Consider the following 25,836-nt stretch of genomic DNA (forward strand, 5'->3'; position numbering starts at 1 on the left):
ATAGAGGCGGACCTTCGCGGGCGTCCCGGGAGCGGAGCGCGCACAGCGATCAGGGAGCGGCCACGGGGGTGAGCCGCTCCCTGATCGGGATGGGGAAAGGCCGGTTACTCGCGGGCGGTGGCCAGGGCCACGGCGCGGGTGCGCAGGGAGGCCGACGTGGGCAGTACCGCGCCGAGGACGGCCAGCAGTGCCGCCACCGCCGTGATGCCGGCGACGATCCCCAGCGGCACCACGACCGGTGTCGCGCCGAAGAGCCCGATCAGCGCGATCCAGAGCCCGGCCAGGTTGAGCGCGGACGCCATCAGCGCGAGCACCACGCCGATCCCGGCCACCAGCAACGACTCCGCGGCGAAGAGGGCGACGACCTGCCGCGGGGTGGCGCCGGCCAGCCGCAGCACGGCCAGGTCGCGGCGCCGGTCGGCGGTCGCCATCAGCAGCGTGTTGACGATCGCGATGAAGCAGAACACCACCACGATGACCGCGACCGAACGCTGCCGGACCGCGGTGAGCTGCCGGGCCGCGGCCGCCTCGGTGGCCACCATCTCCTCGGTGCTGAGCACCCGGGCGCCCAGCCCGTCGACGGCGCTGCGCATCGCGGCGAGCGCGGCGTCCCGGTCGGTGCCCTCGTCCAGCGAGACGTACGCCCGGCGGGCCAGCCCGTTGCGGGCGTACGCGCCGGTGGCGGCGTACTTCTGCGTGACGTACCCGATGTCCTGCCCGCGCAGCGCCTCGTAGATGGCGGCCACCCGCAGCGACACCGTGCTGCCGTCGGCCATGAAGACCTCGACCGGCTGGCCCAGCTCGTACCCCCAGGACTTCGCCACGACGATGCCGCCGTCGTCGAGGTCGTCCAGCGAGCCCTCCACGACCGGCAGGTCGAGCGTGCGGGAGAGCGCGGCCGGCTCGACCGCGTACCCGTCGTTCTCCTGCAGCCGGTCACCGTCCATCGTGTACAGCGTGGTGAGCACCGGCGCGACCACGTGCACGCCGGGCACCGCGGCGACCCGTTCGACGGCGGCCCGGTTGATGCCCGGGCTGCCCTCCGGGGCGAGCACGTAGTCGGCGGTCACCTGGTTGCGCAGGCCGCTGTCCCGGGCCTCGTTGATGGTGTCGGTGGCGCCGAGCAGCGAGATGGCCAGCCCCACGGTGAGCAGGACCGGCACGGCGGTCGCCGCGGTACGCCGGCGCGCGGTCAGCGCGCTCTCCCGCACGACCATCGCGCCCGCGCCCTTCGCCCCACCGAACGGGGCCATGAGCAGCCGGGTCAGCGGGCCGACGAGTACCGGTGCGAGCAGCGCGAACGCGCCGATCGGGACGAGCAGCGTGGGCACGTACTTGTTGGGTACCAGCGTCATCTCCGGCGCGGCGAAGCCGACGTAGGCGACCATGCCGACCCCGGCGGCGAGCCCGCCGACCCCGAGCAGCCACCGGCCGGAGGTCATCGGCCGGTCCACCGCCGCGTCCCGGAGCGCCTCGATCGGGCGGACCCGGCCGGCCCGCCAGGATGCGGCGGCGGCGCCGAGCAGCGCCACGAGCACGCCGGTGAGGAACGCGCCGGCGACCGGCAGCAGCACCGCGGGCGCGAGGGACGGGTGCACGCCGAACCAGGAGGGCGAGATGCCGAGGCTGATCAGCCAGCGGGCCAGCAGCCGGGCGCCGAGGAGGCCGAGCACGCAGCCGGCGGCCGAGGCGAGCGCACCGACCAGCAGGGCCTCGGCGAGCACCATCCGGCGTACCTGCTTGGGGGTGGCCCCGACGGTGCGCAGCAGGGCGACCTCGCGGCGGCGCTGCACCACCGCGAACGCGAACGTGGAGGCGACCACGAAGATCGCGGTGGAGCCCGCCACGCTCGCGGTGATCGGCAGCAGCGTGACGGTGTTGTCGAGCGCCTCCCGGTCGCGGTCCTCGCTGACGTCGGCCTTGTGCCGGTCGACGCCGGTGAGCACCTCCACAGTGGACCCCGCGACCGCCGAGCGGACCGCCTCCACCGGCCCGAGCGCGACGACCGCCTCGACCCGCGGCGAGATGCGGGCCGCCTCGGCGTCGGTGAAGAAGACCGCCCGCTCGAAGTCGACCGGGGCGGTCACGCCGACCACCTGGTACGGCCGGGCGCCGTCCGCGGTCAGCACGTCCACCCGCTGCCCCACGGCCGCACCGGTGCCGCCACCGCCGACCACGATCTCGGTGTCGGCGGCCGGGGCGCGCCCGGCCGCCAGCTCGTACCCGCCGAACCGGGCCACCGACCAGGGGTGGCCGACCTGGTCGGCGTCGCCGCCGGCGACCTGGGCGTAGAAGGCCCGGTCCAGGACCACCTCGCCGGTGGCGGCGACCCGCTCGACCACGTCCGCGGGCACGCCCTTCGCCTCGGCGAGCGACCGGACGCCGAGGTCGTGGTGGGCCGGGTTCCACTCCGGGTCGTTGCCGAAGACCACCGCCGGCGCGGCGGCGAACCGCTGCGGCGGCCGGTCCGGCAGGTCGAGCAGCGCGCCCAGCAGCAGCCCCATCGCGGCGACCTGGGCCACGCCGAGGACCAGCGCGACCACGGTGCCGGCGAACGAGACCCAGCGGGCCCGCAACGTCTGCACAGCGATGCCGAACATTACGCGGCCACCTCCAGGTGGACCATGCGGGCGGCGACCGCGTCCGCGGTGGGGTCGTCGAGCTCGCCCACGACGCGGCCGTCGGCGAGGAAGACCACGCGGTGGGCGTACGCGGCGACGACCGGGTCGTGGGTGACCATCACGATCGTGCGGATGCCGGTGCCGCCCGACGCCGCGCGGTCGACCAGGCCGCGCAGGGTGCGCAGCAGGTCGCGGCTGGTCACGGTGTCGAGGGCGCCGGTCGGCTCGTCGGCGAAGAGGACCGCCGGCCTGGTCACCAGCGCGCGGGCGATCGCCACCCGCTGCTGCTGGCCGCCGGAGAGCTCGCTCGGCCGGTGGCCGGCCCGTTCCTCCAGCCCCACCTGGCGCAGCGCGCTGGCGATGTCGGCCGGGTCGGGGCGGGTGCCGGCCAGGCGCAGCGGCAGGGCCACGTTCTGCGCGGCGGTCAGCGACGGCAGCAGGTTGAACGCCTGGAACACGAAGCCGATCCGGTCGCGCCGCAGCAGGGTCAGCGCGGTCTCGTCGAGCGCGCTCAGGTCGGTGCCGGCGACGACCACCCGGCCGCCGCTGGGCCGGTCCAGCCCGGCGGCGCACTGCAACAGCGTCGACTTGCCGGAACCGGAGGGTCCCATGATCGCGGTGAAGCTGCCGGGCGGGAATTCGAGGGTTACGCCGCGTAGCGCCGTCACGGCGTTGTCGCCGCTCCCGTACGTCTTGCTCAACGCCTCGAGGCGCACGGTCTCGTCCATCGATCCCCCAGAGAGATTCGTGGTTACGGAGTGTGAAGGTCGGTCAGCTGCTGTACTGGATCGTGACGTCGCCGGCGCTGGTGCGCGCGGTGACGGAGGAGGGTGCGCCGGGGTCGGTGGTGACCTCGACCCGCTCGTCGCCGGAGGCCGCGTCGGCGGTCACGGCGTACGCGCCGGAGGGCAGGTGGATCACCACGTCGCCGGCGCTGGCCACCGCGCTCACGGTCGGCGGCACCTCGGCGTACGTGAGGTCGACGTCGCCGGAGTCGATCTCGACGTCGGTGGTGTCGGAGCGGAGCCCGACCCCGGTGATCTTGCCGCTGTCCGCCCGCGCGTAGAGCGGCCCGGAGACGTGCTCGGCGGTGATGTCGCCGGCGGACGCGGTCAGCCGTACCTCGCCGGTGAGGTCGCTGACCCGCACGCTGCCCGCCTCGGTGCGCAGGTCGAGCGCGACGCCCGGCGGCACCCGCAGCACGTAGTCGAGCGTGCAGTCGCTGCCGAGGCCGAACTTGAGGCCGGTGCCGGGGCAGCGCCCGGTGATGGTGAGCGTGTCGCCGCTCCACTTCTCCTCGACGGTCGGCTTGCGCAGCGAGGTCCAGGCGAGCCGCCGCTCGACGGTGACCGCCCCGGCCTCCCCGGCGGTCACCGTGATGTCGCCGGCGTTGCTGTCGAGCGTGACCCGGGAGACCTCCTGCCGGTACGTCTCGCGGTGCTCGTCGGTGCGCTCGGGGCTGAGCCAGGTCCAGGCCACCGCCCCGGCGAAGAGGAGCACCAGGACCGTGGCCGCCGCCCCCAGCGTCCGCCACGCGGTCCGCTTCTCCACGACAACTCTGGACACGTTTCGTTCTCCTCAGCTCTTCAGGAACCGCAGCACGGCGAGCACCCGGCGGTGGTCGTTGTCTTCCATCGCGATGTCGAGCTTGGTGAAGATGCTGTTGACGTGCTTGGCCACGGCGCTCTCGCTGACCACGAGCGCGGCGGCGATACCGGCGTTGGAGCGCCCCTCGGCCATCAGGGAGAGCACCTGCGTCTCGCGCGGGGTGAGCCGCTCGAGCGGGTCGCTGCGGTGCCGGACGAGCAGCTGGGAGACGACCTCCGGGTCGAGGACGGTGGCCCCGTCGGCGACCCGGCGCAGCGCGTCGACGAACTCGGCCACGTCGGCCACCCGGTCCTTGAGCAGGTAGCCGACCCGGCTGTCCGGGCGGGACAGCAGCTCGGTGGCGTAGCGCTCCTCGACGTACTGGGAGAGGACCAGCACCGCGACGGAGGGCCACTTCTGCCGGAGGGTGAGGGCGGCGCGCAGCCCCTCGTCGGTGAAGGTGGGCGGCATCCGCACGTCGGCGACGACGATGTCCGGCTGGTCCTCGGCGACCGCCTCCAGCAGCGCCTCGGCGCTGGCCACGGCGGCGACAACGGTCATGCCGGAGGCCTCCAGCAGGCGGACCAGGCCCTCCCGCAGCAGCACCGAGTCTTCCGCGATCATGACGCGCATGGCAGCTCCACCGTGATCGTCGTCGGCCCCCCGTCCGGGCTGTCGATGTCCAGCGTGCCATCGACGGACGACACCCGCTGCGCCAGCCCCCGCAGGCCGGTGCCGCGCTCGGGACGGGCCCCGCCGCGCCCGTCGTCGGCGATCACGACGCGCAGCCGGTCGCCGCTTTCCAGCAGGTGGACGGCGACTTCCACGGAGGTGGCGCCGGAGTGCTTGGCCACGTTGGCGAGGGCCTCGGAGACGACGAAGTAGGCCACCGCCTCGATCGCCACCGGCGGCCGCCGGGGCAGGTCGACGCGGAGCCGGGCCGGCACCGGCGAGCGGGCGGCGACGCCGGAGAGCGCGGCGTCGAGGCCCAGGTTGTCCAGGACCGCCGGGTACAGGCCGCGGACCACGTCGCGCAGCTCGCTGAGCGCGAGCTTGGCGTCGTCGTGGGAACGGGCGAGCGCGTCGCGGAGCGGGTCGGGCGCGTCCGGGAACGAGGCCCGGGCCAGCCCGAGGTTCATGGCCAGCGAGACGAGCCGCTGCTGCATGCCGTCGTGCAGGTCGCGCTCGATCCGGCGGCGCTCGGCGTCGGCCGCCTCGACCAGCTCGGCCCGGCTGCGGGACAGCAGCGCCACCCGCTGGGCGAGCTCGGCGCGCGGGCTCGGGCCGAGCAGCGCCCGGGCGGCCAGCAGGTCGACCGCGGCGACCCCGCGGGCCAGCCACGGCGCGGCGAAGAGCAGCCCCACCCCGGCGGCGGTCGCCAGGACCAGCGGCACCGGGCCGGCTGGGTCGTCGGCGAGCAGCCAGCTGTGCAGCGGGGCGGTCAGCAGGAGCAGGCCGCCGGCCCAGGCCAGCGCCACGACGCCGGCGCCGGCGCCGCCGACGACCAGGGCGAAGACGTGGTACCCGAACTGCCGCCAGAGCGTCTCGGAGCGCGCCTCGCCGGCCAGCCGCCGGGCCCAGCCACCGTACGGGTGGGGTGGCGGCGCCGGGATCTCCTCGCCGAGGAACGCCTCGAACCGGGAGCGCTGGAGCGCGGCGAACGCGTGCACGCAGGCGAAGAGCGCCAGCCCGGTGCCGAGGGCGAAGACCACGGTGACCGCGAGCAGCGCGGTGGCCAGCGCCAGCGCCAGCACCACCCCGCCGGTGACCAGGCCGACGACACCGCCCACCAGCACGTGGGCGGTGACCTGCCAGGCGCGCGGCGACCACGGCGGCTGTCCCAGCCGCTCGGTGGCGACGACGCGGTTCACACTCACACCATGACCGTAGAGAACGCGGCCCGGGGTAAACCAGGACACAGGTACCCGTGTTCGCCCTGCACCTAGCACCACCTCCGGTTCCGCTGCGAAACGGACGAAGGGCTCCCCAGGTGGGGAGCCCTCGGGCTGATCCTGCCCGCCCGGTCAGCCGCCGGACGGCTCCGCCATCGCGACCGCGATCTTGCGGGGTCCGGTGAACGGCTCCCGGCCGTGCGCCGCGAGCATGTTGTCCACGACGAGCACGTCGTCGTACTGCCAGTCGTACCGGGTCGAGGCCTGCCGGTAGCAGGAGCGCAGGTGGTCCATCACGTCGTCCGGGATGGTGCCGCCGTCGCCGTAGTACGTGTTGCTGGGCAGGTCCTCCGGCGCGAAGATCTCCAGCAGCCCCTCGCGCACGTCCTTCGCCTGGGTGCTGATGTGGAAGAAGGTCGCGTGGTTGAACCACACCTTCTCGCCGGAGACCGGGTGCCGGTGCACCGCCTCGCGGACCGCGCGGGTACGCAGGCCGTCGCCGTCCAGCCATTCGAGCGCGATGCCGCGCTCGGCCGCGTACGCCTCGACGGCCGCGCGGTCCTCGGTGTTGAACGCGTGCCGCCACGAGCTGCCGAAGTCGGCGTGGAAGTTGCGCACCACCATCCACTTGCGGCGGACGAACTCCTCGCGGACGGCCGGGTCGATCGACGCGTACACCTTCCGGACGTCGGCCAGCGGCGTGGCGCCCTGGGTCTGCGGCGCCTGGAGGCAGTGGAAGTACAGGGTCAGCGGCCAGACCGCCTGGTACGAGTTCTCGTTGTGCAGGAAGATCTCCTCGTCCGGCGGGTAGTCCGTCGAGGTGTAGACCTGCCCCTTGATGGTGCTGCGCGGCGAGGAGCGCTCGGCGTACGTCAGCGGCGCGCCGGACAGCGCCCGCACCACCCGGTCGAAGCCGTCCACGCCGCCGATCTCGAAGCCGCGCAGCAGCAGCGCGCCGTGCTCGGCCAGCAGGGCGCGCAGCTCGCGCCGGTCGGCGTCGATCCGCTCGATCACGCCGGCGCCCGAGCCGTCGGCCTCGACGGTGAACGGGAGCACCCGGTCCATGGTGGCCCTCCCCCTCAGTCGGACATCGCGACGAGGACCCGGCGGCTGCCGGTGAACGGCCGCCGCCCGTGGCCGACGAGGAGGTTGTCGATCAGCAGCAGGTCGCCCTCGCGCCAGTCGACGTCCACGGCGGACTCCAGGCCGCGGTCCCGTACCTGCACCGCGTAGTCGCCGGGGATCGGCGTGCCGTCGGCGAAGCTCACCGACTGGGGCAGGTCCTCCTCCGGCATGATCTGCGCCAGGGCCTTGGCGGTCTCGTCGCCGAGCGCGGCCACGTGCCACTGGTCGGACTGGTTGAACCAGACCTCGACGCCGGTCACCGGGTGCCGGATGGTCGACGGGCGGATCTGGCTGACCCGGAGCGTGCCGTCCGACTTCCACTGCCAGGTCGCGCCGGAGCCGGCCAGGAACGCCTCGACCTCGTCGCGCTCGTCCGTCTCGAACGTGTCCTGCCAGCTCTTGCCGAGCCCGAGCCCGTCGTGCAGGTTCTGCGTGTACCGGACCCCGCCGGCGTACGCCTCGCGCACCTGCGGGTCGAGCGACTCCAGCCACAGCACGCCGTCGACGACCGGGGTGGCACCGCCGGTGGTGGCCGCCTTCTCGCAGTAGAAGAGCAGGCGGGAGGGCCAGGCGGAGGCGTACGACAGCTCGTTGTGCATGGAGATGGTGAACTCGGGCGGGTACTCGGTCGAGGTGTAGACGTTCTTGCCGACCTTGGTCCGCGGCGAGTTGCCGTGCACGTACGCCAGGCGGTTGAGCAGCAGCAGGTCCATCACGCCGTCGAGCTCGCCGGGCGCGACGCCGAACCCGCGGAACACCAGCGCCTTCTCCTTGACCAGCAGGTCGTCCAGACCCGCCTCGCCGCGCAGGTAGCTGACCAGCCCGGCGGCGCTGGCCTCGGCGCCGACGCTGGCTGGGTCGATCTCCAGCGGCTTCCAACTGTCAGACATCACGCTCTCCCCGCGCTCACTGTTACGGACGGTGCAAGCCATTACGGACGATGCAAGCATCGAATGTGCCCCTATAGATTTCCCATACCAGCGGTGGACTTCTCGTCCTCCGCCGCCTTCCGGCCCAGGAACGTCGCCGCGGTGATCAGCGCGAGCAGCCCCATCGCGGCCGACATGACGGCGAACGCGCGCGTCGTGCTGACCGCCTCAAGCAGGAAGCCGGTGCCGAGCGCGCCGACCGAGCTGGCCCCGGAGGTCAGCAGCAGCACGACGCTGCCGACCCGGCCCTGCATCGCGTCCGGGGTGATGCGCAGCTGGTACACCATGCCGGCGACCGTCGTCGCGGCGCCGATCAGCGACGTGGTGAAGAACAGCCCGCCGAACGCCACCGGGTGGCTGACCACGACCAGTCCGGGCATCACCAGCGCCCAGGCCAGGTACGCGACGACCATGATGTGGCGCATCGCCATCCGCCGTACCCACCAGCCGCCGACGACCGCGCCGGCCAGGCCGCCGACGCTCCCCGCCGCCATGATCAGGCCGGCGACGGCGGACGAGCGGCCCTGCTCCTTGACGACCACCTGGAGGGTCAGGATCACGCCCTGGAAGAGCAGGTTGCTGCCGGCGATGAGCAGCAGCGCGGTCCGGAAGTAGCGCCGCCCCCACACCCAGCGCAGGCCGGCGCCGATCCCCCAGCTCCGGCGCTTCGCCGGCGGCTGCGGCGGCGTGCGCAGCCGCAGCATCGCCACCAGCGAGGCGAGGTAGAACACCGTGCTGGTCAGGAACGGCGCGTACGCGGTGAGGCCGAAGAGCACGCCGCCGGTCGGGTGGCCGACGAAGTTGGCGCCCCGGCCGCGCGCCTCGTTCTGCGCCATGGCGGCGGGCAGCTGGCTGCCCGGCACCACCGCGCGGACCGTGGCCCGCTCGGCGAGCTGGTAGAAGACCGTCATCGTGCCCTGCGCGAACGCCACCGCGGCCAGGTGCGGGACCCACACCCGGTCGGCCGCGACGGCGGCGGCGACGCTCGCGATGCCGGCCAGCCGGCCGGCCACGCAGGCGAGCATCACCCGCCGCCGGGACCAGCGGTCGACCAGCACGCCGGCCGGAAGCTGCACGAGCAGCATCGGCAGCAGGGCCGCGAAGGCCACCAGGCCGGCGGCGATCTTCGAGCCGCCGGACCAGATCACCAGCAGCGTGAACGCCATGGCGGAGAAGCGTTCGGCCAGGACGGACAGGGCCGAGCCGGCCCAGAGGAACTGGAAGTCGCGGTTGCGCCGGAGCGGGACCTCCTCCGCCTCGGGCGGCGCCTGCGCCAGCGTCATCGGCCGGCCCAGCACCACTCCAGCGCCGCCATCGCGCTGTACAGCTTGTTCTCCGCCTGGGCGAAGGCGATGCTGGCCGGCCCGTCCAGCACCTCGGCCGTGACCTCCTCGCCCCGGTGCGCCGGCAGGTCGTGCATGAAGACCGCCTTCGGGCTGCCGTGCCAGAGCGCCGGCGTGACCTGGAACGGCGCGAACACCTCCCGCCAGTCCGGCGTCGGCTTGCTCGTGCCGGTGGTCTGCCAGCGGGTGGTGTAGACGACGTCCAGCTCTTCCGGGACGCCCGCCATGTCGTGCCGCTCGGTGAGGACGGCGCCGCGGGAGCGGGCCTGGGCGGCCGCCGCGGCGAGGACGTCCGGCCGCAGCCCGTACCCGGGTGGGGTCCGCAGCTCCAGCACGACGCCGGGGTAGCGGGTGAGTGCCAGGGCGAGCGCCGCGGCGGTGTTGTTGCCCTCGCCGACGTAGAGCAGGCGCAGCCCTTCGACCCGGCCGAAGTGGCGGACCAGCGTGGTCAGGTCGGCCAGCGCCTGGGTCGGGTGCTCCTCGGCGCTCATCGCGTTGACCACCGACATCGGCCCGGCCGCCGCCCACCCGCGCAGCTCGGCGGTCGCGTCGGCGGTACGGGCCACCAGCAGGTCGAGCATGCCGGAGAGCACCCGCCCGGTGTCCTCGGTGCTCTCGCCGGTGTTGAGCTGGAGGTCGTCCGGGCCGAACGTGATGATCTGCGCGCCGAGCCGCAGCGCCCCGGCGGAGAACGCGGTCCGGGTCCGGGTGGAGGTGCGGCGGAAGTAGATGCCGGCGAGCGCGCCCTCCAGGGGCCGGCCGTCGAGCCCGCCTTCGCCGAAGAGGGCGGCGCGGGCGACGATCCCGTGCAGGTCGTCGTCGGTCAGGTCGCTGATGGAGATGAGATGGCGCATGGCTTGTCCCCTCACACCTTGTCGGCGCCGGCGAGCAACTCCGAATCGGAGAGCGCGGCGATCTCGGCCCGGATCCGTTCCTCGACCTCCTCGCCGAGCTGGGCGATGGTGGGCCGCTCGAACACCACCCGGACCGGGAGCGTCACCTCGAACTCGGCCCGCAGCCGGGAGATCAGCCGGACGGCGAGGATCGAGTGGCCGCCGAGCGCGAAGAAGCTCTGGTGCACGCCGGCGCGTACGCCGAGCAGCTCCTGCCAGATGTCGGCGATCCGCTCCTCGGCGACCGTACGCGGCGCGACGCCCTCGTCCTCTGTGGACGCCTGGTCCGGGTCGGGCAGGGCCCGCCGGTCCACCTTGCCGTTGGCGTTCAGCGGGATCCGCTCCACACCGACCACAGTGGAGGGCACCATGTACTCCGGCAGGGAGCGCTCGCAGTGCTCCCGGACGTCGGTCGAGCCGACCACGTACGCCACGACCCGCTGCTCGTGGGCGATCACGGCGGCGTCCCGCACCTCGGGGTGGTCGAGCAGGACCGCGCGGATCTCGCCCAGCTCCACCCGGTACCCGCGGATCTTGACCTGGTCGTCGATCCGGCCGAGGAACTCCACGTTCCCCTCGGCGGACCAGCGGGCCAGGTCGCCGGTGCGGTACATCCGGGCGCCCACCGCCCACGGGTCGGGCAGGAACCGCTCGGCGGTCAGCTCGGGCCGGTTGACGTACCCGCGGGCGACGCCGGCGCCGCCCACGTACAGCTCGCCGACCACGCCGACCGGCACCGGTCGCAGGTTGGCGTCGAGCACCCGCATCGTCATGTTCGGCAGCGGGCGCCCGATCGGCACGACGCCGGCCTTCTGCGACCCGACCACCGGGTACGTGCAGGTGCCGACCGAGGCCTCGGTGGGGCCGTACTCGTTGACCAGGTTGCCGTCGCCGAGCACGCCGCGCCACTTCTCCGCGACCGCGCCGGGCAGCGCCTCGCCGGCGACCACGACGACCGGGGCGTACGCCCGCGGCGGGTCGAGGATCTCCAGGTGGCCGGGGGTGAGCTTGACGAAGCTGAACGGGCCGGCCTTCGCCAGCTCATCGCCGAGCCGGTCGAGCTCCACGTCCGGCGGCAGCAGCCAGAGCCGTTGGCCGGTCACCAGCGGCGCCCACAGGTTCGGCACCACCAGGTCGAAGGCGACGGAGGAGAAGAGCGGCGCGCCGCCCTCGCCCCGGGCGGCGAGCGTGTCCGCCGCCCAGCGCACGTGGTTGGCCAGGCCGCGGTGGGTCACCACGACGCCCTTGGGGCGGCCGGTCGAGCCGGAGGTGAAGATGACGTAGGCGGCGGTGTCCAGGTCGGTGGCCCGGGCCAGCGGCGCCGCCGGCCGCTCCGCGATCTCGAAACGCTCGGCGTCGACCAGCACGCACTCCACGGCCGTGAACCGGTCCGCGTACCGGGAGCGGGTGAGCACCAGCGTGGCCCCGCAGTCGGCCATCATGTGCCCGAGCCGGTCGGCGGGGAAGGCCGGGTCGAGCGGCACGTACGCCCCGCCCGCCTTCCAGACCGCGAGGAGCGAGACCACCAGGTCCGCGCCGCGGTCGAGCAGCACGCCCACTGTGGACTCCCGCCCCACGCCCCGCTCGCGCAGGTGGTGGGCGAGGCGGGTGGCCCGCTCGTCCAGCTCGCCGTAGGTCAGCCGCAGCTCGCCGATCTCGACGGCCACCGCCTCCGGGTCGGCGAGCGCCCGGGCGCGGACCAGGTCCGGCACCGACCCGGTGGGCAGCGGGGCGGCGGTGTCGTTCCACTGTGCCATGACCCGCCGCTCGTGTATCGACGAGAAGTCCACGGTGGACAGCCGCGCGGCCGGGTCGGCGACGACCGCCTCCAGCAGCCGGACCAGGTGGTCGGCCATCCGCTGCACGGTCGCCTCGTCGAAGAGCGCGGTGGCGTACTCCAGCGCGCCGGTCAGCGAGCCGTCCTCCTGCCGCCACATGAACAGCGTCAGGTCGGTCTTGGCCACCTGCCACGAGCGCTGGAACGCGTCCATCAGCGCCCCGTCCGCCGCGACCGTCGTGAAGCCCTCGTCCTGCAGGTCGAACGCCACCTGGTACAGCGGGGTGCGGGACAGGTCGCGGACCGGCTGCAGCTCGTCGACGAGCCGCTCGAACGGCAGCTCCTGGTGCGCGAAGCCGGCCATGCCGGCCGCCCGCACCCGCTCCAGCGCCTCGGTGAACGTGGGGTCGCCGGTGAGGTCGCAGCGGAGTACGAGCGAGTTGAGGAAGAAGCCGACCACGCCCTCCACCTCGGGGCGGGTGCGCCCGGCCACCGGCGTGCCGATGCCGATGTCGTCCTGCCCGCTGTACCGGGCCATCAGCGCGGCGTACGCGGTCAGCAGCGTGACGAACGGGGTGGCGCCGTGCCGCCGGCCGAGCGCGGTGAGCGCGTCGGTGAGCCGGGGCGAGAGGGTGAGCCGTACGCCGGCGCCGCGGGGGTCGCGTTCCGGCGGGCGCGGCCGGTCGGTGGGGAGCTCCAGCGCGGGGAGCCCGGCGAGGGCCGGCCGCCAGTACGCCAGCTCCCGCTCGATCACCTCGTCGGTGAGGCGGGCCCGCTGCCAGGCGGCGTAGTCGGCGTACTGCACCGCGAGCTCGGGCAGCTCCGGGGCGCGCCCTTCGGCGGCGGCGGCGCAGAGCTCGCGCAGCTCCCGCTCCAGGACCACTGTGGACCAGCCGTCGGTGGCGATGTGGTGCACGGTGACGAGCAGTACCGGGCCGGCCGCGCCGTCGCGGACCAGCAGCGCCCGCCACAGTGGACCGTCGACGAGGTCGAAGCCGCGGGCGAACTGCTCGGCGAAGAGCAGCTCGAGATCCCCCTCGCCGGCGTCCACGACGCGCAGCTCCACCGGACCCGGGTCGGCGACCACCTGGCGCGGCTCGTCGTCCACGGTCACGTACCGGGTGCGCAGCGCCTCGTGCCGGGCCTCCAGCGCGTCCAGCGCGGCGTGCACCTGGTGCGCCCCGGTGCCCGGCGGCAGCCGCAGGAACAGCGGCGCGACCCACTCCGGGCTGCCCGGGTGCATCTGGTTGAGGAACCACAGCCGGTGCTGGCCGGTCGACAGCGGCAGCGGCTCGTCCCGCGCCACCCGGGTCACCGGCGGCACGGCCTCCCGGCCGCCGGCGATCAGCCTGGCCTGCGCCTCGACCGTGGCGGCGCCGAAGAGGCCGCGCAGCTGCACCTCGCCGCCGGAGGCCTTGCGCAGCGCGTTCGCCAGTCGGGTCAGCACCAGCGACGAGCCGCCGAGGGCGAAGAAGTCGTCGTGCGCGCCGACCCGCTCGACCCCGAGCAGCTGCTCCCAGACCTGGGCGACCAGCCGCTCCTCCGGGGTGCGCGGGGCGACGTACCCGGCGCCCCGTTCGGCGGCGACGGCGGCCGGGTCGGGCAGCGCGCCGCGGTCCACCTTGCCGCTCGTGGTCAGCGGGAAGGCGTCCACCGGCACGAAGACCGCCGGGATCAGCGGCTCCGGCAGCCGCTCGCGCAGGAACGTGCGCAGCTCGTCGCCGGGGACCTGGCGGCGGGCGACGAGGTAGGCGACGAGCTGCTTGCCGGCGTTCCCGTCGCGGGCCACGACCACGGCGTCGCGCAGGTCCGGGTGGGCCTGCAGCGCCGCCTCCACCTCGGCCGGCTCGATCCGCACCCCGTTGACCTTGACCTGCTGGTCGCCGCGGCCGAGGAACTCCAGCGCGCCGTCCGGCCGCCACCGGGCCAGGTCGCCGGTGTGGTAGAGGCGGGCACCGGGCGCGCCGAACGGGTCCGGCACGAACCGCTCGGCGGTCAGGTCGGGGCGGCCCAGGTAGCCGCGGCCCACGCCGACGCCGGCCGCGTACAGCTCGCCGACGACGCCGATCGGGACCGGCTCGCCGTCGGAGTCGAGGACGAAGACGCGCATGTTTTCGATCGGGCGGCCGATCGGCACCGGACCGGCCTCCTGCCCCGGGTCGTACGGCTGGGCGGTCACGTCGATCGAGCACTCGGTCGGGCCGTACGTGTTCCACACCTGGGCACCGGTCGGCTCGGCCAGCCGCCGGGCCAGCTCGGCGCTGAGCGTCTCGCCGGCCGAGAAGACCAGCCGCAGCGTGGTGCACTCGCTCCAGCCCGGCTCGTCGGCGAGCAGCCGCAGCACCGACGGTACGCCCTGCAGCACGGTGATCCGGCCCGCGGCGACCTCCCGTACGAGGGTGGCCGGCTCACGCTCCGCGCCGGGCCGGGCCATCACCACGACGCCACCGCTGACCAGCGGGGCGAACAGCTCCCAGCCGGCCGCGTCGAAGCTCAGCGAGGTCTTCTGCAGCACTCGGTCGGCCTCGCCGAGCTTGTGCTCGCCGACCGTCCACATGACACGGTTGGCGATGCCGGCGTGGTCGACGACGACGCCCTTGGGGCGGCCGGTCGAGCCGGAGGTGTAGATGACGTAGGCGGCGGCCGACGGGTCCACCGCGACGGCCGGCGGGGTGGCCGGCAGCGCGTCCCGCTCGGCGGCCGCCAGGTCGATCGCGAGGGCCTCGGCGCCGGCACCGCCGACCAGCTCGACCAGGTTCTCCTCGGTGACCACTGTGGACGTCCCGGTGTCGGCGAGCACCCAGGCGATCCGGTCCCGCGGGTGCCCCGGGTCGAGCGGCACGTACGCGGCGCCGGCCCGCCAGACGCCGAGCAGCACGGCGGCCAGCTCCACGCTCCGCGGCAGGCAGACCGCGACCGGCGACTCCGCCCCGATCCCCCGGGCGCGCAGCAGGTGCGCGGTGCGGTTGGCGCGGCGCTCCAGCTCGGCGTACGTGATCTCCTGCCGGTCGTCCGCGACGGCGACCGCGTCGGGAGTGCGCGCGGCCTGGCGCGCGACGAGTTCGGGCAGCGGGACGGTCATCGTGGCTCCTCGGCGTGGCGTGCGGGCAGGAAGTCGTCCACTGTGGTGCCGAGCCCTCGGCGGGCTGCCTCGTCGCGGACGTGTCGGGCGAGGGCGAGGTCGAGTACGCCGAGTCCGAACGGCGAGTACACCAGCGGGCGGCCCGGCTCGGGGCGCAGCGTCGCGGTGCCGCGCAGCAGCGCGCCGACGCTCGCGTCCACGAAGTCGCGGCCGCCGGTCTCCTGCTCGGCCAGGTGCAGCGAGGTCCGCTCGCGCAGCGCGTGGTCGACGTCGTCGACGACGTTGTGGCTGGCCAGGATCGCCGGCACGGTCAGGTCGCGCAGCGAGATGTGCAGCACCACCGCGCCCGGGCGGCTGGCGGTCAGGTCCATGTGCGGGGTGGCGGCGGTGGTCGCGATCGACACCAGGTCGTGCGCGGCGACCGCCTCGGCCAGCCCGCCGGCCGTGTTCACCGCCGTGCCGGGGGCGATCCGGGCGCAGCCGGCGGCGAACGCCTCGGCCCGGGCCGGGTCGGTGTCGAAGACGGTGACCGCGCTGAGCTTCGGGTTGTCGGCGGCGAGGAAGCGCAGGATCTCGGTGTTGATGACGCCGCAGCCGACCAGCGTCACCCCGGTCGGCGTGCGGTCGCCGGCGAGCAGCCGGGCGCCGAGGGCGGCGCTGGCCGCGGTGCGCTTGGCGGAGATGAGCGAGCCTTCGACGAACGCCTCGGGGCGCCCGTCCGCCAGCGAGTTGAGGATGATCGAGGCGCTGGCCCGGGGTACGCCGCGGTCGATGTTGCCGGGAAACGAGGCGATCCACTTGATGCCCGCGACTCCCGCGTCGCCGCCGTACCCGCCGAGGAAGCCGGGCAGGCCGATGACGCGGTCCCGCGGCTGGTCCGGGAAGCGCAGGAAGACCGAGTGGGGCAGCGCCGAGAGGCCCTCGTCGTGCCGGCGGTACGCGTCCGCGACGAGCTCGATCAGCTCCCGCTCCCGACCCACCAGCAGGTCCCGTACGGTGTCGTGGCCGATGATCAGCACAGGCTCGCCTCTTCTTCCTTCCACAGGTGGGAGACCTCGCCGAAGTGCGCGGTGACCCACTCGTCGTTGTAGATCGTGTCGAGGTACCGGTCGCCGCCGTCCGGGAAGACCAGCACGCAGGTGCTCCCGCGCGGGATCCGCGGCGCGACCTTCTCCAGCGCGGCGACGGTCGCGCCGGACGAGCCGCCGGCCAGGATCGCCTCGCGGATCGTCAGCGTGCGGCAGGCCACCACGCATTCGAGGTCGCTGACGTACACCGCCTCGTGGGCCGCGGACGGGTCGTGCACCTCGGGCTTGACCGCGGCGCCGTGGCCGGGGATGAGCCGCTTGCCGGACGGGCCGCCGAAGAGCACGCTGCCGACCGCGTCCACGCCGACGATCCGGGTGGGCAGGCCGTGCGCCCGGATGTAGGTGGCCGCCCCGCGCAGGGTGCCGCCGGTGCTGGCCGAGCAGAACAGGTAGTCGACCCGGCCGTCCAGTGCCTCGGCGATCTCCGCCATCGTGCGCTCGTGCGCGCGGGGGTTGAGCGGGTTGGCGTACTGGTTGGGCCAGTACGCGTCGGGGAGCCGGGCGACGAGCTCGCGCACCCGGCGCAGCCGGACCGGCAGGTACTCGCCGGTGGCCGGGTCGGGCTCGGTGACCACCTCGACCGTCGCCTGGTACGCGCGCAGGATCGCCAGGTTTTGCTGGGTGGTCTTGGCGTCCACCACGCAGACGAAGCGGAGCCCGAAGTACCGGCAGATCTGCGCGATGCCGATCGCCAGGTTGCCCGAGCTGGACTCGACCACTGTGGACCGTCCAGGTCGGAGCTCGCCCGAGCGGATCTTGCCGAGCAGCATCGACAGCGCCGACCGGTCCTTGACGCTGCCGCCCGGATTGAAGCGTTCGAGCTTGGCGTACACCCGGGCGTTGAGCGTGGGGAACAGCCCTTCCAGCTCGACCAGGTGGGTGTTGCCGATCGTCTCGAGTATCCCCTTGAGCGGCGCGCGCGCCACGGTACCCTCCCCCTCAGGTCCCCATCGCCAGCAGGCGTTGCCGTTCCGCGGCGCTGACCAGCGGCGCGCGCGTGATCTTCGTGAGCGGGTCGGCGACGCCGGCCTCGACCAGCCGGACGAAGTGGTCCAGGAGCCGGTCCACGGTCGCCCGCTCGAAGAGGTCGGTGTCGTACCGGAAGACCGTGACGAGGGCCGACGCGTCCTGGGTGAACTCCACCGTCAGGTCGCACTGGCCTTCCATGTGCGGGATCTCCATATAGGACAGCTTCCGGCCGGCCACGTGCATCACCTCGCCGGCGACCGCCCGCTCCAGCGTCGGGCCGAACCGGTCGGCGGCCACCATCGTCACCGCGATCCGGAAGAGCGGACCGGCCGCCTCCCGCGCCACCAGCGGGTACGGGTAGGCGGCGCCGGCCATCCCCCGCCGCACCTGGTGGTTGGCGGCGACCGCCGCGTCCGCGAACGTGGTCGAGCGGGCGAAGCGGGAGCGCAGCAGGATCGGGTTGACGTAGTAGCCGACCACCTCGCGGGCGGCGGCCCGCCGGGTCGAGGCGGGGCAGCCGACGGTGAAGTCCGGCTGGCCGGTGTGCCGGTAGAGCAGGCCCTGGAACGTGCCGAGCAGGAACGCGAACGGCGAGACGCCGATCCGCGCCGCGGTCGCCCGTAGCCCTTCGGCGACCTCGTCCGGCAGCCGCCGGGCCACGCTCGCCCCCTGGAACGACTGGAACGGCGGCCGGGGCCGGTCGGTCGGCAGCTCGGCGGGGACCGCGCCGGCGCACACCTCGCGCCAGTGCTCGGCCATCCGCTCCCCGCTCGGCGAGTCGAGCAGCCGCGCCTCGCGGGCCACGTGGTCGTCGTAGCTGGCCCGCACCGGCGGCAGGTCCGGCTCGCCGCCGGTCGCGTACGCCTCGTAGGCGGCGATGAGGTCGCGCCACAGCAGCCACTGCGACGTGGCGTCGGTGACGATGTGGTGGGTGACCATCAGGAACGCGGCGTCCTCCCGGCGGCGCAGCAGCACCGCGCGGAACGGCCGCGCCTCCCGGGTGAGCGCGAACGGCTCCCGGGTCACCTCCAGCACCATCTCCCAGAGCCGCTCGTCGTCGGCGTCCGGCACGTCGCGTACGTCCAGCCCGTCCGGCTCCGCCTCCCGTACGACCCGGCGGGGCCGCCCGTCCACCTCGACGAAGACGGAGCGGAGCCCGTCGTGCCGGGCGGAGAGGGCCCGCACCGCCCGCGCCAGTGCCGGCACGTCCGGCGCGGGCGCCATCCGGGCGCCACCCGCGAGGTTGTACGCCGCGCTGTCCGGAGCCAGCTTGTGCAGCAGCCACAGGGACTCCTGCCCCACCGACAGCGGCCTGGTCCCGTCCATGGTCAGACGGCTGCCTTGCTGGTGTGGAGGAAGTCGGTCAGGTCGCGCACCCGCAGCAGCGACGCGACCGCGTCGTCGGGCACCTCCAGCTCGAACGTCCGCTCCACGGCCGCGAGCAGGTCGACCCGGGTGAGCGAGTCCATGCCGAGCCCCTCGAACGTGGAGTCCGGCGTGATGTCACCCTCCACGTCCGGCATCTCCTGCCGGATCAGGCGCACGACCTCGTTGGTGATCTCTTCCTGGCTCATGTACGGTCCGTTCCTCTCGGTTTCGTGGGGTGTCACGGCATGCGGATGATCTGGCCGGCGTAGGTGAGGCCCGCGCCGAAGCCCAGCAGCAGCACCCGGTCGCCGGGGCTGGTCCGGCCGGTCTCGTAGAGCCGGGACAGCGCCAGCGGCACCGAGGCGGCCGAGGTGTTGCCGGTGTCGACCACGTCGAACATGACGCGGTCCTTGGGGAACCCGAGCGTGCGGGTGAGCGTGTCGATGATGCGGCGGTTGGCCTGGTGCGGCACGAACCAGTCCACTTCGGACAGCGAGATGCCGGCGGCGGCACAGGCGCGCTCGGCGACACCCGGCATGGTCGCGGTCGACCACTTGTAGACCAGCGGGCCGTCCATCGTCACGAACTCGCGGCCGTCCGGCATCTCGGTCAGCCCGAGCACCTTGTGCCGGCCGCCGTCGCTGCCCCACACGGTCGGGCCGATGGCGTCCTCCGTGGCGCGCGAGACCACGACCGCGCCGGCGCCGTCGCCGAAGATGACGAACGTGTCCGGGTCCTCCGGGTTGATCCAGTCGCTGGTCCGCTCGACGCCGACCACGAGCACGTTGCGGGCGTCGCCGACGCGTACGGCGTTGGAGGCCATCGAGACCGAGTAGGTGAAGCCGGCGCAGACCGCGTTCAGGTCGTACGCGCCCGAGGCCGGCAGCCCGATCCGGGTGGCGACCTGCGGGCCGATGCCGGGCATGCGCTGGCGGCGGGTCGCGGTCGCCACGATCGTGAGGTCGATCTCGGCCGGGTCGACGTTCGCCATCGCGATCGCCTTCTGGCCGGCGTCGGCGGACATGGTGACCATGTCCTCCTCCGGCGTGGCGTGGTAGCGGGTCTTGATGCCGGTACGGGACTCGATCCACTCCGGGTCGACCGAGGTGCGCTTGGCGAGCTCCACGTTGGACACGAGGTTGGTCGGGCGGTACGCGGCGATCCCGGTGATCGCCGAGCCGTACGTCTGCTGCATGTCGCTCCCTTGAGTCAGGTGGTGATGCCGCCGTCGACGCGGAACACCTGTCCGGTCACATAGGACGATCGCGGTGAGGCGAGGAAGGAGACCATGTCGGCGACCTCCTCGGCCGTGCCGAAGCGGCCCAGCAGGGTACGGCCGAGCAGCTCGGCGGCGACCTTCTCGGGCAGCTGGGTGGTCATGTCGGTGTCGATCAGTCCCGGCGCGACCACGTTGGCCCGGATGCCGTACCGGCCGACCTCGCGGGCCAGCGACTGGGTGAAGCCGACGATGCCGGCCTTGGACGCCGCGTAGTTGGTCTGGTTGGCGTTGCCGGACGCGGCGACCGACGACACCGTGACGACCGTGCCGCCCTTGCGGCGCATGAGCCGGCGGACCAGGGCCCGGCAGACGTGGTACGTGCCGTCCAGGTTGGTGCGCAGCACCGCGTCCCAGTCCTCGTCGGCCATGAGGGCGAGGGGCCGGTCCCGGGTGATGCCGGCGCTGGTGACCACCGCGTGCACCGGACCCAGCTCCCGCTCGGTCTCCTCGACGAACGCGTGCGCCTCGGCGCGGTCCGCCACGTCGGCGGCGCGGGCCAGCACCCGGGCCCCGATCTGCTGGCACTCCTTGGCCAGCAGCTCGGCGGCCTCGGCGTTCGAGCGGTAGCAGAAGCTGACGTCGAAGCCGTCCTCGGCCAGGCGGCGCACCACGGCGCGGCCGATGCCGCGCGTGCCACCGGTGACGAGCGCGACCGGACGATCGTTGTCGGGCATGGGCCAAAGGCTGCCGCCGGGGCCTATACCTTCTCTATAAGGGTCCTACTATCCCGCGCTACGTGGGGTCCTACCATCCCGCGCCGCCTACGAGGCCAGCCCCATCGCGTCGGCCCGGATCAGCTCGCAGACGAAGAAGCCGCTGTCGGTGTCGCGGACGTGGATGTAGACCACCGAGGGGCGCACGAAGATGCGCGCGATGGCCGGCTCGAGCTCGGCGAAGGTGGCCGGCCGCTCCTCGGCGATGAGCTCGCGGCCGGCGCCGTAGCCGTCCAGGGTCATCGGCAGCCCGGCCAGCTCGGGCGGCACGCGCTGTCCGTTGTAGACACCGCACGCTCCCTCGTGGATCTGCACCGGGCTGGGCAGGGGAAACGAGTGGTGGCGGCGGAACGGGTCGTAGGTGAACAGGATGCGCCGCTCCACCCCCACCCGGAACGGCCGCAGGCAGACCCGGCACGGCCCCGGCGCGTCGGCGATGTCGACGTACGCCGGGTGGCGGTACTCCGGCGCCCGAAGGCTGCCGCGCACCGTCCAGGCGAGCTCCTCGTCGAGCGGAATGACGCGATAGGCGGCCACCGAGCTGCTCCTCACCCAAGCCGTAGTGACCCGGTGACGCTATTCCCTACGGCGAGGGCGACACCAGGACGTAAGCACCCGGATCGGACTGCACCTAGCACCACCCCGCAGTCGGGCACCAGCGCTACTGACTTCCGGTCCGCGGGCCGGCACCCTGGGTCGCATGCTCTCCGAGCGCTCAGGCACGCAGCGCCGCGGCGTCCAGCCGCCCGGCGACGTCGGCCACGAGCGCGGGCTCGCACTCGACGAGGTAGAAGTGGTCGCCGGGGAAGACCCGCTGGGCGTAGCCGCCCGCGGTCAGCTCGGCCCACGCGGGCAGCGCCCGCACGCCGCAGGCCGGGTCGCGGTCCCCGCCGTAGGCGACGATGCCGGCGCGCACCCGCCGCCGGTCGAAGGCGTGCGTCTCCAGCAGGCGGTAGTCGTCGCGCAGCGCCGGCAGCACCAGCGCCCGCAGGTCCGGGTCGGCGAAGACCAGCGGGTCGGGGTTTCCCAGGCGCTCGACCTCGGCGAGCAGCCCCGCCTCGTCGGCCAGGTGCAGGGCGGTGGGCTCGGCGCGGTGCGGCGCGGGGCGGCCGGAGACCAGCAGCCGCGTGGGCGACACGCCGTGCCGCTCCTCGAGCCGGCTGGTCACCTCGAAGGCGAGCAGCGCGCCCATGCTGTGGCCGAACAGAGCGATCGGCTTGTCGAGCAGTGGCACGATGGCGCCGGTGATCTCGTCGGCCAGCTCCGCGAGCGAGGCGGGAAACGGGTCCACGAGCCGGTCCTGCCGCCCGGCGTACCGGATCGCCACCACCTCGACGCCGGGTAGCCGGTCGGCCCAGGTCCGGAAGAACGTGGCCGTGCCGCCCGCGTGCGGAAAGCAGACCAGGCGAGCGGAGGGAGCGCGCAGGGGTCGAAGCACCCGGTAGGACCGGTCGGCCAACTCGTCCAACTCCTTCTGCGTGAGACATGCGCCACAATTCTTCGCGCGGCCGGGAAAGCATTCCCGCGCCATTCGAAGGCCCATAAAAGCACGCGCGAACGCGGGTCGCAACATCCGCATATGCAAGTCGCACACCGCCGGTACGCGCTCCGCGTACCGGCTTTCGATGTCGCTACCCCTGCCGCAGATACGTCGGACTTCCGACGCTTATCAAATCGCATTGGACTGCTGCAGATTAAAAGCCGAATCCGAACCCTTTTCGCGTCCCGGCAATTGGTCGGCCGCCCACGGTACCTGCTCGCATCGCAAAGGAGTCGATCCGCCTAATCGGGACACTTCAGCGCGACTGTCCGCCCGATTTGCCGACTAAAGAGCCATATTGCAGCCGCCCGCTACGCTCCCCCACGTGTCGAGCGTGTTACCTCAAGCTTTTACGTAGTTCGTTGACACTGCGCAAGCACGCACCTACATTCGTCGCGGGAACGACTTGAAACCGGGGGACTCATGTGTTCAGTGGCATCGCTCGCCGTCATTTATCGCAGGCACGCTGTTTCGACAGATGTCATCAGCCATTCAATCTGAGCGACCGTCCCGGAGTCTGACACCGATGCTCCGACGTGGAGGGAGGCCAGATGGAGCTTCGCATTCTCGGACCTGTCGAGATTTGGACCGATGACGACCGCAACTCGCTGGACGGCTCGAAGCAGCGCACGGTGCTGGCGGCACTGCTGCTGGCGCGCCAGCGGATGATCTCGGATCACCAGCTCAGCGCGCTGCTGTGGGGTGCCGACCCGCCCGCGACGATGAACGCGCAGATCTACACGTACATCTCGCGGCTGCGCAAGCTGCTGGGCGACGGCGCCTCGATCGTCCGGCAGCGCCCGGGCTACCTGCTGCGGATCGGCACCGCCCGCTTCGACTTCGCCGACTTCGAGCGGCACACGCGGCTGGGTCGGGCGGCGCTCAAGGAGCAGCGGTACGCCGACGCCGCCGGGCATTTCCGGGCCGGGCTCACGCTGTGGCGCGGGCCGGCGTTGACCGACGTCACCGAGTTCCTCGCGGACGTCGAGCTGCCCCGGCTGGAGGAGGCCCGGATGGCCGCGCTGGAGAGCCGGATCGAGGCGGACCTCGCGCTCGGCCGGCACACCCAGCTGGTCGCCGAGCTGACCGGGCTCGTGGCGGCGTACCCGCTCGCCGAGCGCCTGCGCGCGCAGCTGATGCTCGCGCTCTTCCGCTCCGACCGGCAGGCCGACGCGCTCGCCGTGTACCAGACCGGCCGGCGGATCCTCGCCGACGAGCTGGGCGTCGACCCGGGGCCCGCGCTCTCCAAGGCGCAATGGGAGGTCCTGGCCGGCGAGGTGCCGGCGGCGCCGGCGGCCGAGCCGCGCGGGGTGGGCGGTTGGACCCGCCCCCGCCCCGCGATGCTCCCCGCCGACATCGCCGACTTCAGCGGCCGGCCGGCCGAGGTGGAGCAGCTGCGGGGGCTGCTCGGCCACGGCCGCCCGGACGGTGCCGGCCGCCCGGCCGTCGCGGTGGTGCACGGCATGCCGGGCGTGGGCAAGAGCGCGCTCGCCGTGCACGCGCTGCACGGGCGGGTCGACGACTTCCCGGACGGGCAGCTCTACGCCGACCTCGGCGGCTCCACCGGCCGTCCGGCCGCGCCCGCCGACGTGCTGGCCGGCTTCCTGGCGGCGCTCGGCGTGCTGCCCGCCGCGATTCCCGCCGACGAGGCCGGCCGGGTGCAGCTCTACCGCAGCCAGCTCGCGTCCCGCCGGGTGCTCGTCCTGCTCGACGACGCCGTCGACGGCCGGCAGGTGCGGTCGCTGCTGCCGGGTGGCGCCGCCTGCGCGGTCGTGGTCACCAGCCGGTCCCGGCTCAGCACCCTGGCCGGCGTCCGCGCGCTGCGCCTGGATCCGCTCCCCACCCCGGCGGCCGAGGAGCTGGTACGCGCCGCCGTCGGGGCCGAGCGGGTGGCCGGTCACGGGTGCGCGCTGCACCGCCTCGTCCAGCTCTGCGGCGGGCTGCCGCTGGCGCTGCGCGCCGTCACGGCCCGCCTGCTGAGCCGGCCGCACTGGCCGCTGGCCCGGCTCGCCGACCGGATGGCGGACGACGAGCGCACCCTCGACGAGCTGCGGCTCGGCGAGATCGACGTGCGGAGCAGCCTGGAGACCGGGTACCGCGGGCTGAGCGAGCCGGCCGGTGCCGCGCTGCGGCGGCTGGCCCTGCTCGACGTCGACGCGCTGCCCGCCTGGGTCTCCGCGGCCGTGCTCGGCGTCGCCGAGGAGCGGGGCGAGGACGCCACCGCCGAGCTGGTCGAGGCCAACCTGCTCGACATCGACGTCACCGCCGGCGGTCCGCGCTACCGCATCCACCCGCTGGTGCGCCGGTTCGCCCGGGAGCGGGCGCTGGCCGACGACCCGCCGGCCGAGCGGGCCGCCTCGGTCGACCGCGCCCTCGGCGCCTGGCTGTGGCTGGCCGGCGAGGCGGACCGCCGGCTGCCCGACCGGGAGGCGCCGACCGAGCGGCGGCCGCGGCTCGCCACCGGCGTCACGGCCCGCTGGCGGATCGGCGCCCGGCTCGCCAAGGCGGTCGGCGCCGCGCCGCTGGACTGGTTCGTGGCGGAGAGCCCGACCCTGCGCGACCTGGTCCGGCAGGCCGCCGCGGCCGGGCGGCCGCACGCCGCCTGGGAGATCGCCCACGCGTCGGCCAACTTCTTCGAGATCGGCGGCCGGTACGAGGAGTGGCACGGCACCCACCAGCGGGCGCTGACCGCGGTGCGGGCCGGCGGCGACGAGTTCGGCGAGGCGGTGGTGCTGCTCGGGCTGGCCCGGCTCTCCGCCTCCCTCGACGACGTCGGCGCCCGCCTCACGTACGCGGACCGCGCCGCCCGCCTCTTCCGCGCCGCCGGCGACCACGGGCGGGAGGCCGAGGCGCTCGCGCACGTCGGCGCCGCGTACCGGCTGACCGGCCACTTCGAGCGGGCCGACGGGCACCTGGCCCGGGCGGTCGAGCTCGCCGCCTCCGCCGGTGACCCGGGTGCCCGGGCGGTGACCCACAAGGCGGTCGGCGACCTCCTCTTCGACCAGGAGCGGCTGCCGGCCGCCGCCGAGGAGTACGCGCACGCGCTGTGCCTGTGGCGCGGCCTGGGTCACCGGCGCCACGTGGCGGCGGTGTCACGCCGGCTCGGCAAGGTGGAGCGCGAGCGCGGCCAGTACGACGAGGCGGCGGTGCGCTTCGGGGAGGCGGCCGGGCTGGCAACGGCGATGGGCGACCGGGCCCTGGCCGCGGCGGTGCAGGTCGGGCAGGGGCAGCTCGCCCAGTCCGCCGGCCAGGCCAACGCCGCGCGGCAGGCGTTCACCCAGGCCATCCGGGCGTTCGACACGCTCGGGCTGGCCCGCCGTTCCGGGCACGCGGCCGCGCTGCAGGGCCTCGGCGAGCTGGCGCTGGCCGAGGGGCGGGTGGCCGCGGCCGGGCAGATGCTGGCCGACGCGGCGGACGTGTGGCGGTGCCTGGCGATGCCGTTGCGGCAGGCGCGTGCCCTCGCCGCGCTCGGCGACGCCCAGGTGGCCTCCGGACACTTCGAGGACGCGGTGGCGACCTGGCAGGCCGTCAGCGACCTGAGCGAGCGCGCGGTGGTCGCCGACTCGCACACGCTGTAGCGCGCGGTACACCCGGTGCCGGCCCCGCGGCGGGAGGCGGCACCGGGTGTCC

19 protein-coding genes are annotated in these 25,836 nt (G+C 74.1%); 1 reads left to right on the plus strand and 18 read right to left on the minus strand.

Translation table 11 applies throughout. From position 1 onward, the window contains the following. Positions 1-104: 104 nt before the first annotated feature. The 18 genes from RB614_RS03655 to RB614_RS03740 form a co-directional block, all read right to left on the minus strand. On the minus strand, positions 105-2,600 hold the full coding sequence (locus RB614_RS03655) for an FtsX-like permease family protein (RefSeq protein WP_308710887.1): 2,496 nt from the start codon (positions 2,598-2,600) through the stop codon (positions 105-107). Continuing rightward, entirely contained in the window at positions 2,600-3,349 is a 750-nt protein-coding gene (locus RB614_RS03660) for an ABC transporter ATP-binding protein (RefSeq protein ID WP_308710888.1), read from the minus strand. Before RB614_RS03660 ends, RB614_RS03655 begins: the two co-directional genes overlap by 1 nt. A gap of 43 nt (positions 3,350-3,392) precedes the next feature. Then, positions 3,393-4,187 (minus strand): DUF4097 family beta strand repeat-containing protein, encoded by a 795-nt coding sequence (locus RB614_RS03665; protein WP_308710889.1) that lies wholly within the window; start codon positions 4,185-4,187, stop codon positions 3,393-3,395. 12 nt (positions 4,188-4,199) lie between these two features. After that, entirely contained in the window at positions 4,200-4,841 is a 642-nt protein-coding gene (locus RB614_RS03670; protein ID WP_308710890.1) for a response regulator, read from the minus strand. Then, entirely contained in the window at positions 4,829-6,085 is a 1,257-nt protein-coding gene (locus tag RB614_RS03675) for a sensor histidine kinase (RefSeq protein WP_308710891.1), read from the minus strand. The genes RB614_RS03670 and RB614_RS03675 overlap by 13 nt, the downstream gene beginning before the upstream one ends. A 147-nt stretch (positions 6,086-6,232) precedes the next feature. After that, the gene (locus RB614_RS03680; protein WP_308710892.1) at positions 6,233-7,165 is read right to left on the minus strand and encodes a TauD/TfdA family dioxygenase; all 933 of its coding nucleotides are present in this window, start codon (positions 7,163-7,165) and stop codon (positions 6,233-6,235) included. A gap of 14 nt (positions 7,166-7,179) precedes the next feature. Next, a complete protein-coding gene (locus tag RB614_RS03685; protein WP_308710893.1) occupies positions 7,180-8,115 on the minus strand; it encodes a TauD/TfdA family dioxygenase in 936 nt (311 codons plus the stop codon). Positions 8,116-8,186: 71 nt separating this feature from the next. Further along, complete coding sequence (locus RB614_RS03690) at positions 8,187-9,437, minus strand: MFS transporter (protein WP_308710894.1); 1,251 nt, start codon at positions 9,435-9,437, stop codon at positions 8,187-8,189. Further along, positions 9,434-10,351, minus strand: coding sequence for an ornithine carbamoyltransferase (locus RB614_RS03695; RefSeq protein ID WP_308710895.1), 918 nt, complete (start codon positions 10,349-10,351; stop codon positions 9,434-9,436). Before RB614_RS03695 ends, RB614_RS03690 begins: the two co-directional genes overlap by 4 nt. Positions 10,352-10,362: 11 nt before the next feature. Further along, positions 10,363-15,249 (minus strand): non-ribosomal peptide synthetase, encoded by a 4,887-nt coding sequence (locus tag RB614_RS03700; RefSeq protein WP_308710896.1) that lies wholly within the window; start codon positions 15,247-15,249, stop codon positions 10,363-10,365. Further along, positions 15,246-16,268 (minus strand): 2,3-diaminopropionate biosynthesis protein SbnB, encoded by a 1,023-nt coding sequence (sbnB, locus tag RB614_RS03705; protein ID WP_308710897.1) that lies wholly within the window; start codon positions 16,266-16,268, stop codon positions 15,246-15,248. Before sbnB ends, RB614_RS03700 begins: the two co-directional genes overlap by 4 nt. Then, positions 16,262-17,239, minus strand: coding sequence for a 2,3-diaminopropionate biosynthesis protein SbnA (sbnA, locus tag RB614_RS03710; protein WP_308711148.1), 978 nt, complete (start codon positions 17,237-17,239; stop codon positions 16,262-16,264). Before sbnA ends, sbnB begins: the two co-directional genes overlap by 7 nt. A 37-nt stretch (positions 17,240-17,276) precedes the next feature. After that, positions 17,277-18,632 (minus strand): condensation domain-containing protein, encoded by a 1,356-nt coding sequence (locus RB614_RS03715; protein WP_308710898.1) that lies wholly within the window; start codon positions 18,630-18,632, stop codon positions 17,277-17,279. A gap of 2 nt (positions 18,633-18,634) precedes the next feature. Further along, positions 18,635-18,880 carry an acyl carrier protein gene (locus tag RB614_RS03720; RefSeq protein ID WP_308710899.1) on the minus strand — a complete coding sequence of 82 codons (246 nt, stop codon included), beginning with the start codon at positions 18,878-18,880 and terminating at the stop codon, positions 18,635-18,637. 32 nt (positions 18,881-18,912) lie between these two features. Beyond that, positions 18,913-19,869 carry a beta-ketoacyl-ACP synthase III gene (locus tag RB614_RS03725; RefSeq protein ID WP_308710900.1) on the minus strand — a complete coding sequence of 319 codons (957 nt, stop codon included), beginning with the start codon at positions 19,867-19,869 and terminating at the stop codon, positions 18,913-18,915. 14 nt (positions 19,870-19,883) lie between these two features. After that, entirely contained in the window at positions 19,884-20,627 is a 744-nt protein-coding gene (gene fabG, locus RB614_RS03730) for a 3-oxoacyl-ACP reductase FabG (protein WP_308710901.1), read from the minus strand. An 87-nt stretch (positions 20,628-20,714) separates the two neighbouring features. Then, on the minus strand, positions 20,715-21,203 hold the full coding sequence (locus RB614_RS03735; protein WP_308710902.1) for a DUF1203 domain-containing protein: 489 nt from the start codon (positions 21,201-21,203) through the stop codon (positions 20,715-20,717). Between the two features lie 178 nt (positions 21,204-21,381). Then, positions 21,382-22,125, minus strand: a complete 744-nt coding sequence (locus RB614_RS03740) for a thioesterase II family protein (RefSeq protein ID WP_308710903.1) — start codon at positions 22,123-22,125, stop codon at positions 21,382-21,384. 632 nt (positions 22,126-22,757) lie between these two features. Between RB614_RS03740 and RB614_RS03745 the strand changes: the two genes are divergently transcribed. Next, complete coding sequence (locus RB614_RS03745; protein WP_308710904.1) at positions 22,758-25,784, plus strand: AfsR/SARP family transcriptional regulator; 3,027 nt, start codon at positions 22,758-22,760, stop codon at positions 25,782-25,784. The last annotated feature ends 52 nt before the right edge of the window (positions 25,785-25,836 follow it).

The sequence above is a fragment of the Phytohabitans maris genome, assembly GCF_031085175.1.
GTDB lineage: Bacteria > Actinomycetota > Actinomycetes > Mycobacteriales > Micromonosporaceae > Phytohabitans > Phytohabitans maris.

What these genes read in the sequence shown, in the direction of transcription:
- RB614_RS03690 (WP_308710894.1), bottom strand. Translation starts at nt 9,437, where the DNA reads ATGACGCTGGCGCAGGCGCCGCCCGAGGCGGAGGAGGTCCCGCTCCGG.
- RB614_RS03695 (WP_308710895.1), bottom strand. Translation starts at nt 10,351, where the DNA reads ATGCGCCATCTCATCTCCATCAGCGACCTGACCGACGACGACCTGCAC.
- RB614_RS03745 (WP_308710904.1), top strand. Translation starts at nt 22,758, where the DNA reads ATGGAGCTTCGCATTCTCGGACCTGTCGAGATTTGGACCGATGACGAC.
- fabG (WP_308710901.1), bottom strand. Translation starts at nt 20,627, where the DNA reads ATGCCCGACAACGATCGTCCGGTCGCGCTCGTCACCGGTGGCACGCGC.
- RB614_RS03670 (WP_308710890.1), bottom strand. Translation starts at nt 4,841, where the DNA reads ATGCGCGTCATGATCGCGGAAGACTCGGTGCTGCTGCGGGAGGGCCTG.
- RB614_RS03680 (WP_308710892.1), bottom strand. Translation starts at nt 7,165, where the DNA reads ATGGACCGGGTGCTCCCGTTCACCGTCGAGGCCGACGGCTCGGGCGCC.
- RB614_RS03720 (WP_308710899.1), bottom strand. Translation starts at nt 18,880, where the DNA reads ATGAGCCAGGAAGAGATCACCAACGAGGTCGTGCGCCTGATCCGGCAG.
- RB614_RS03715 (WP_308710898.1), bottom strand. Translation starts at nt 18,632, where the DNA reads ATGGACGGGACCAGGCCGCTGTCGGTGGGGCAGGAGTCCCTGTGGCTG.
- RB614_RS03660 (WP_308710888.1), bottom strand. Translation starts at nt 3,349, where the DNA reads ATGGACGAGACCGTGCGCCTCGAGGCGTTGAGCAAGACGTACGGGAGC.
- RB614_RS03655 (WP_308710887.1), bottom strand. Translation starts at nt 2,600, where the DNA reads ATGTTCGGCATCGCTGTGCAGACGTTGCGGGCCCGCTGGGTCTCGTTC.
- RB614_RS03725 (WP_308710900.1), bottom strand. Translation starts at nt 19,869, where the DNA reads ATGCAGCAGACGTACGGCTCGGCGATCACCGGGATCGCCGCGTACCGC.
- RB614_RS03700 (WP_308710896.1), bottom strand. Translation starts at nt 15,249, where the DNA reads ATGACCGTCCCGCTGCCCGAACTCGTCGCGCGCCAGGCCGCGCGCACT.
- RB614_RS03685 (WP_308710893.1), bottom strand. Translation starts at nt 8,115, where the DNA reads ATGTCTGACAGTTGGAAGCCGCTGGAGATCGACCCAGCCAGCGTCGGC.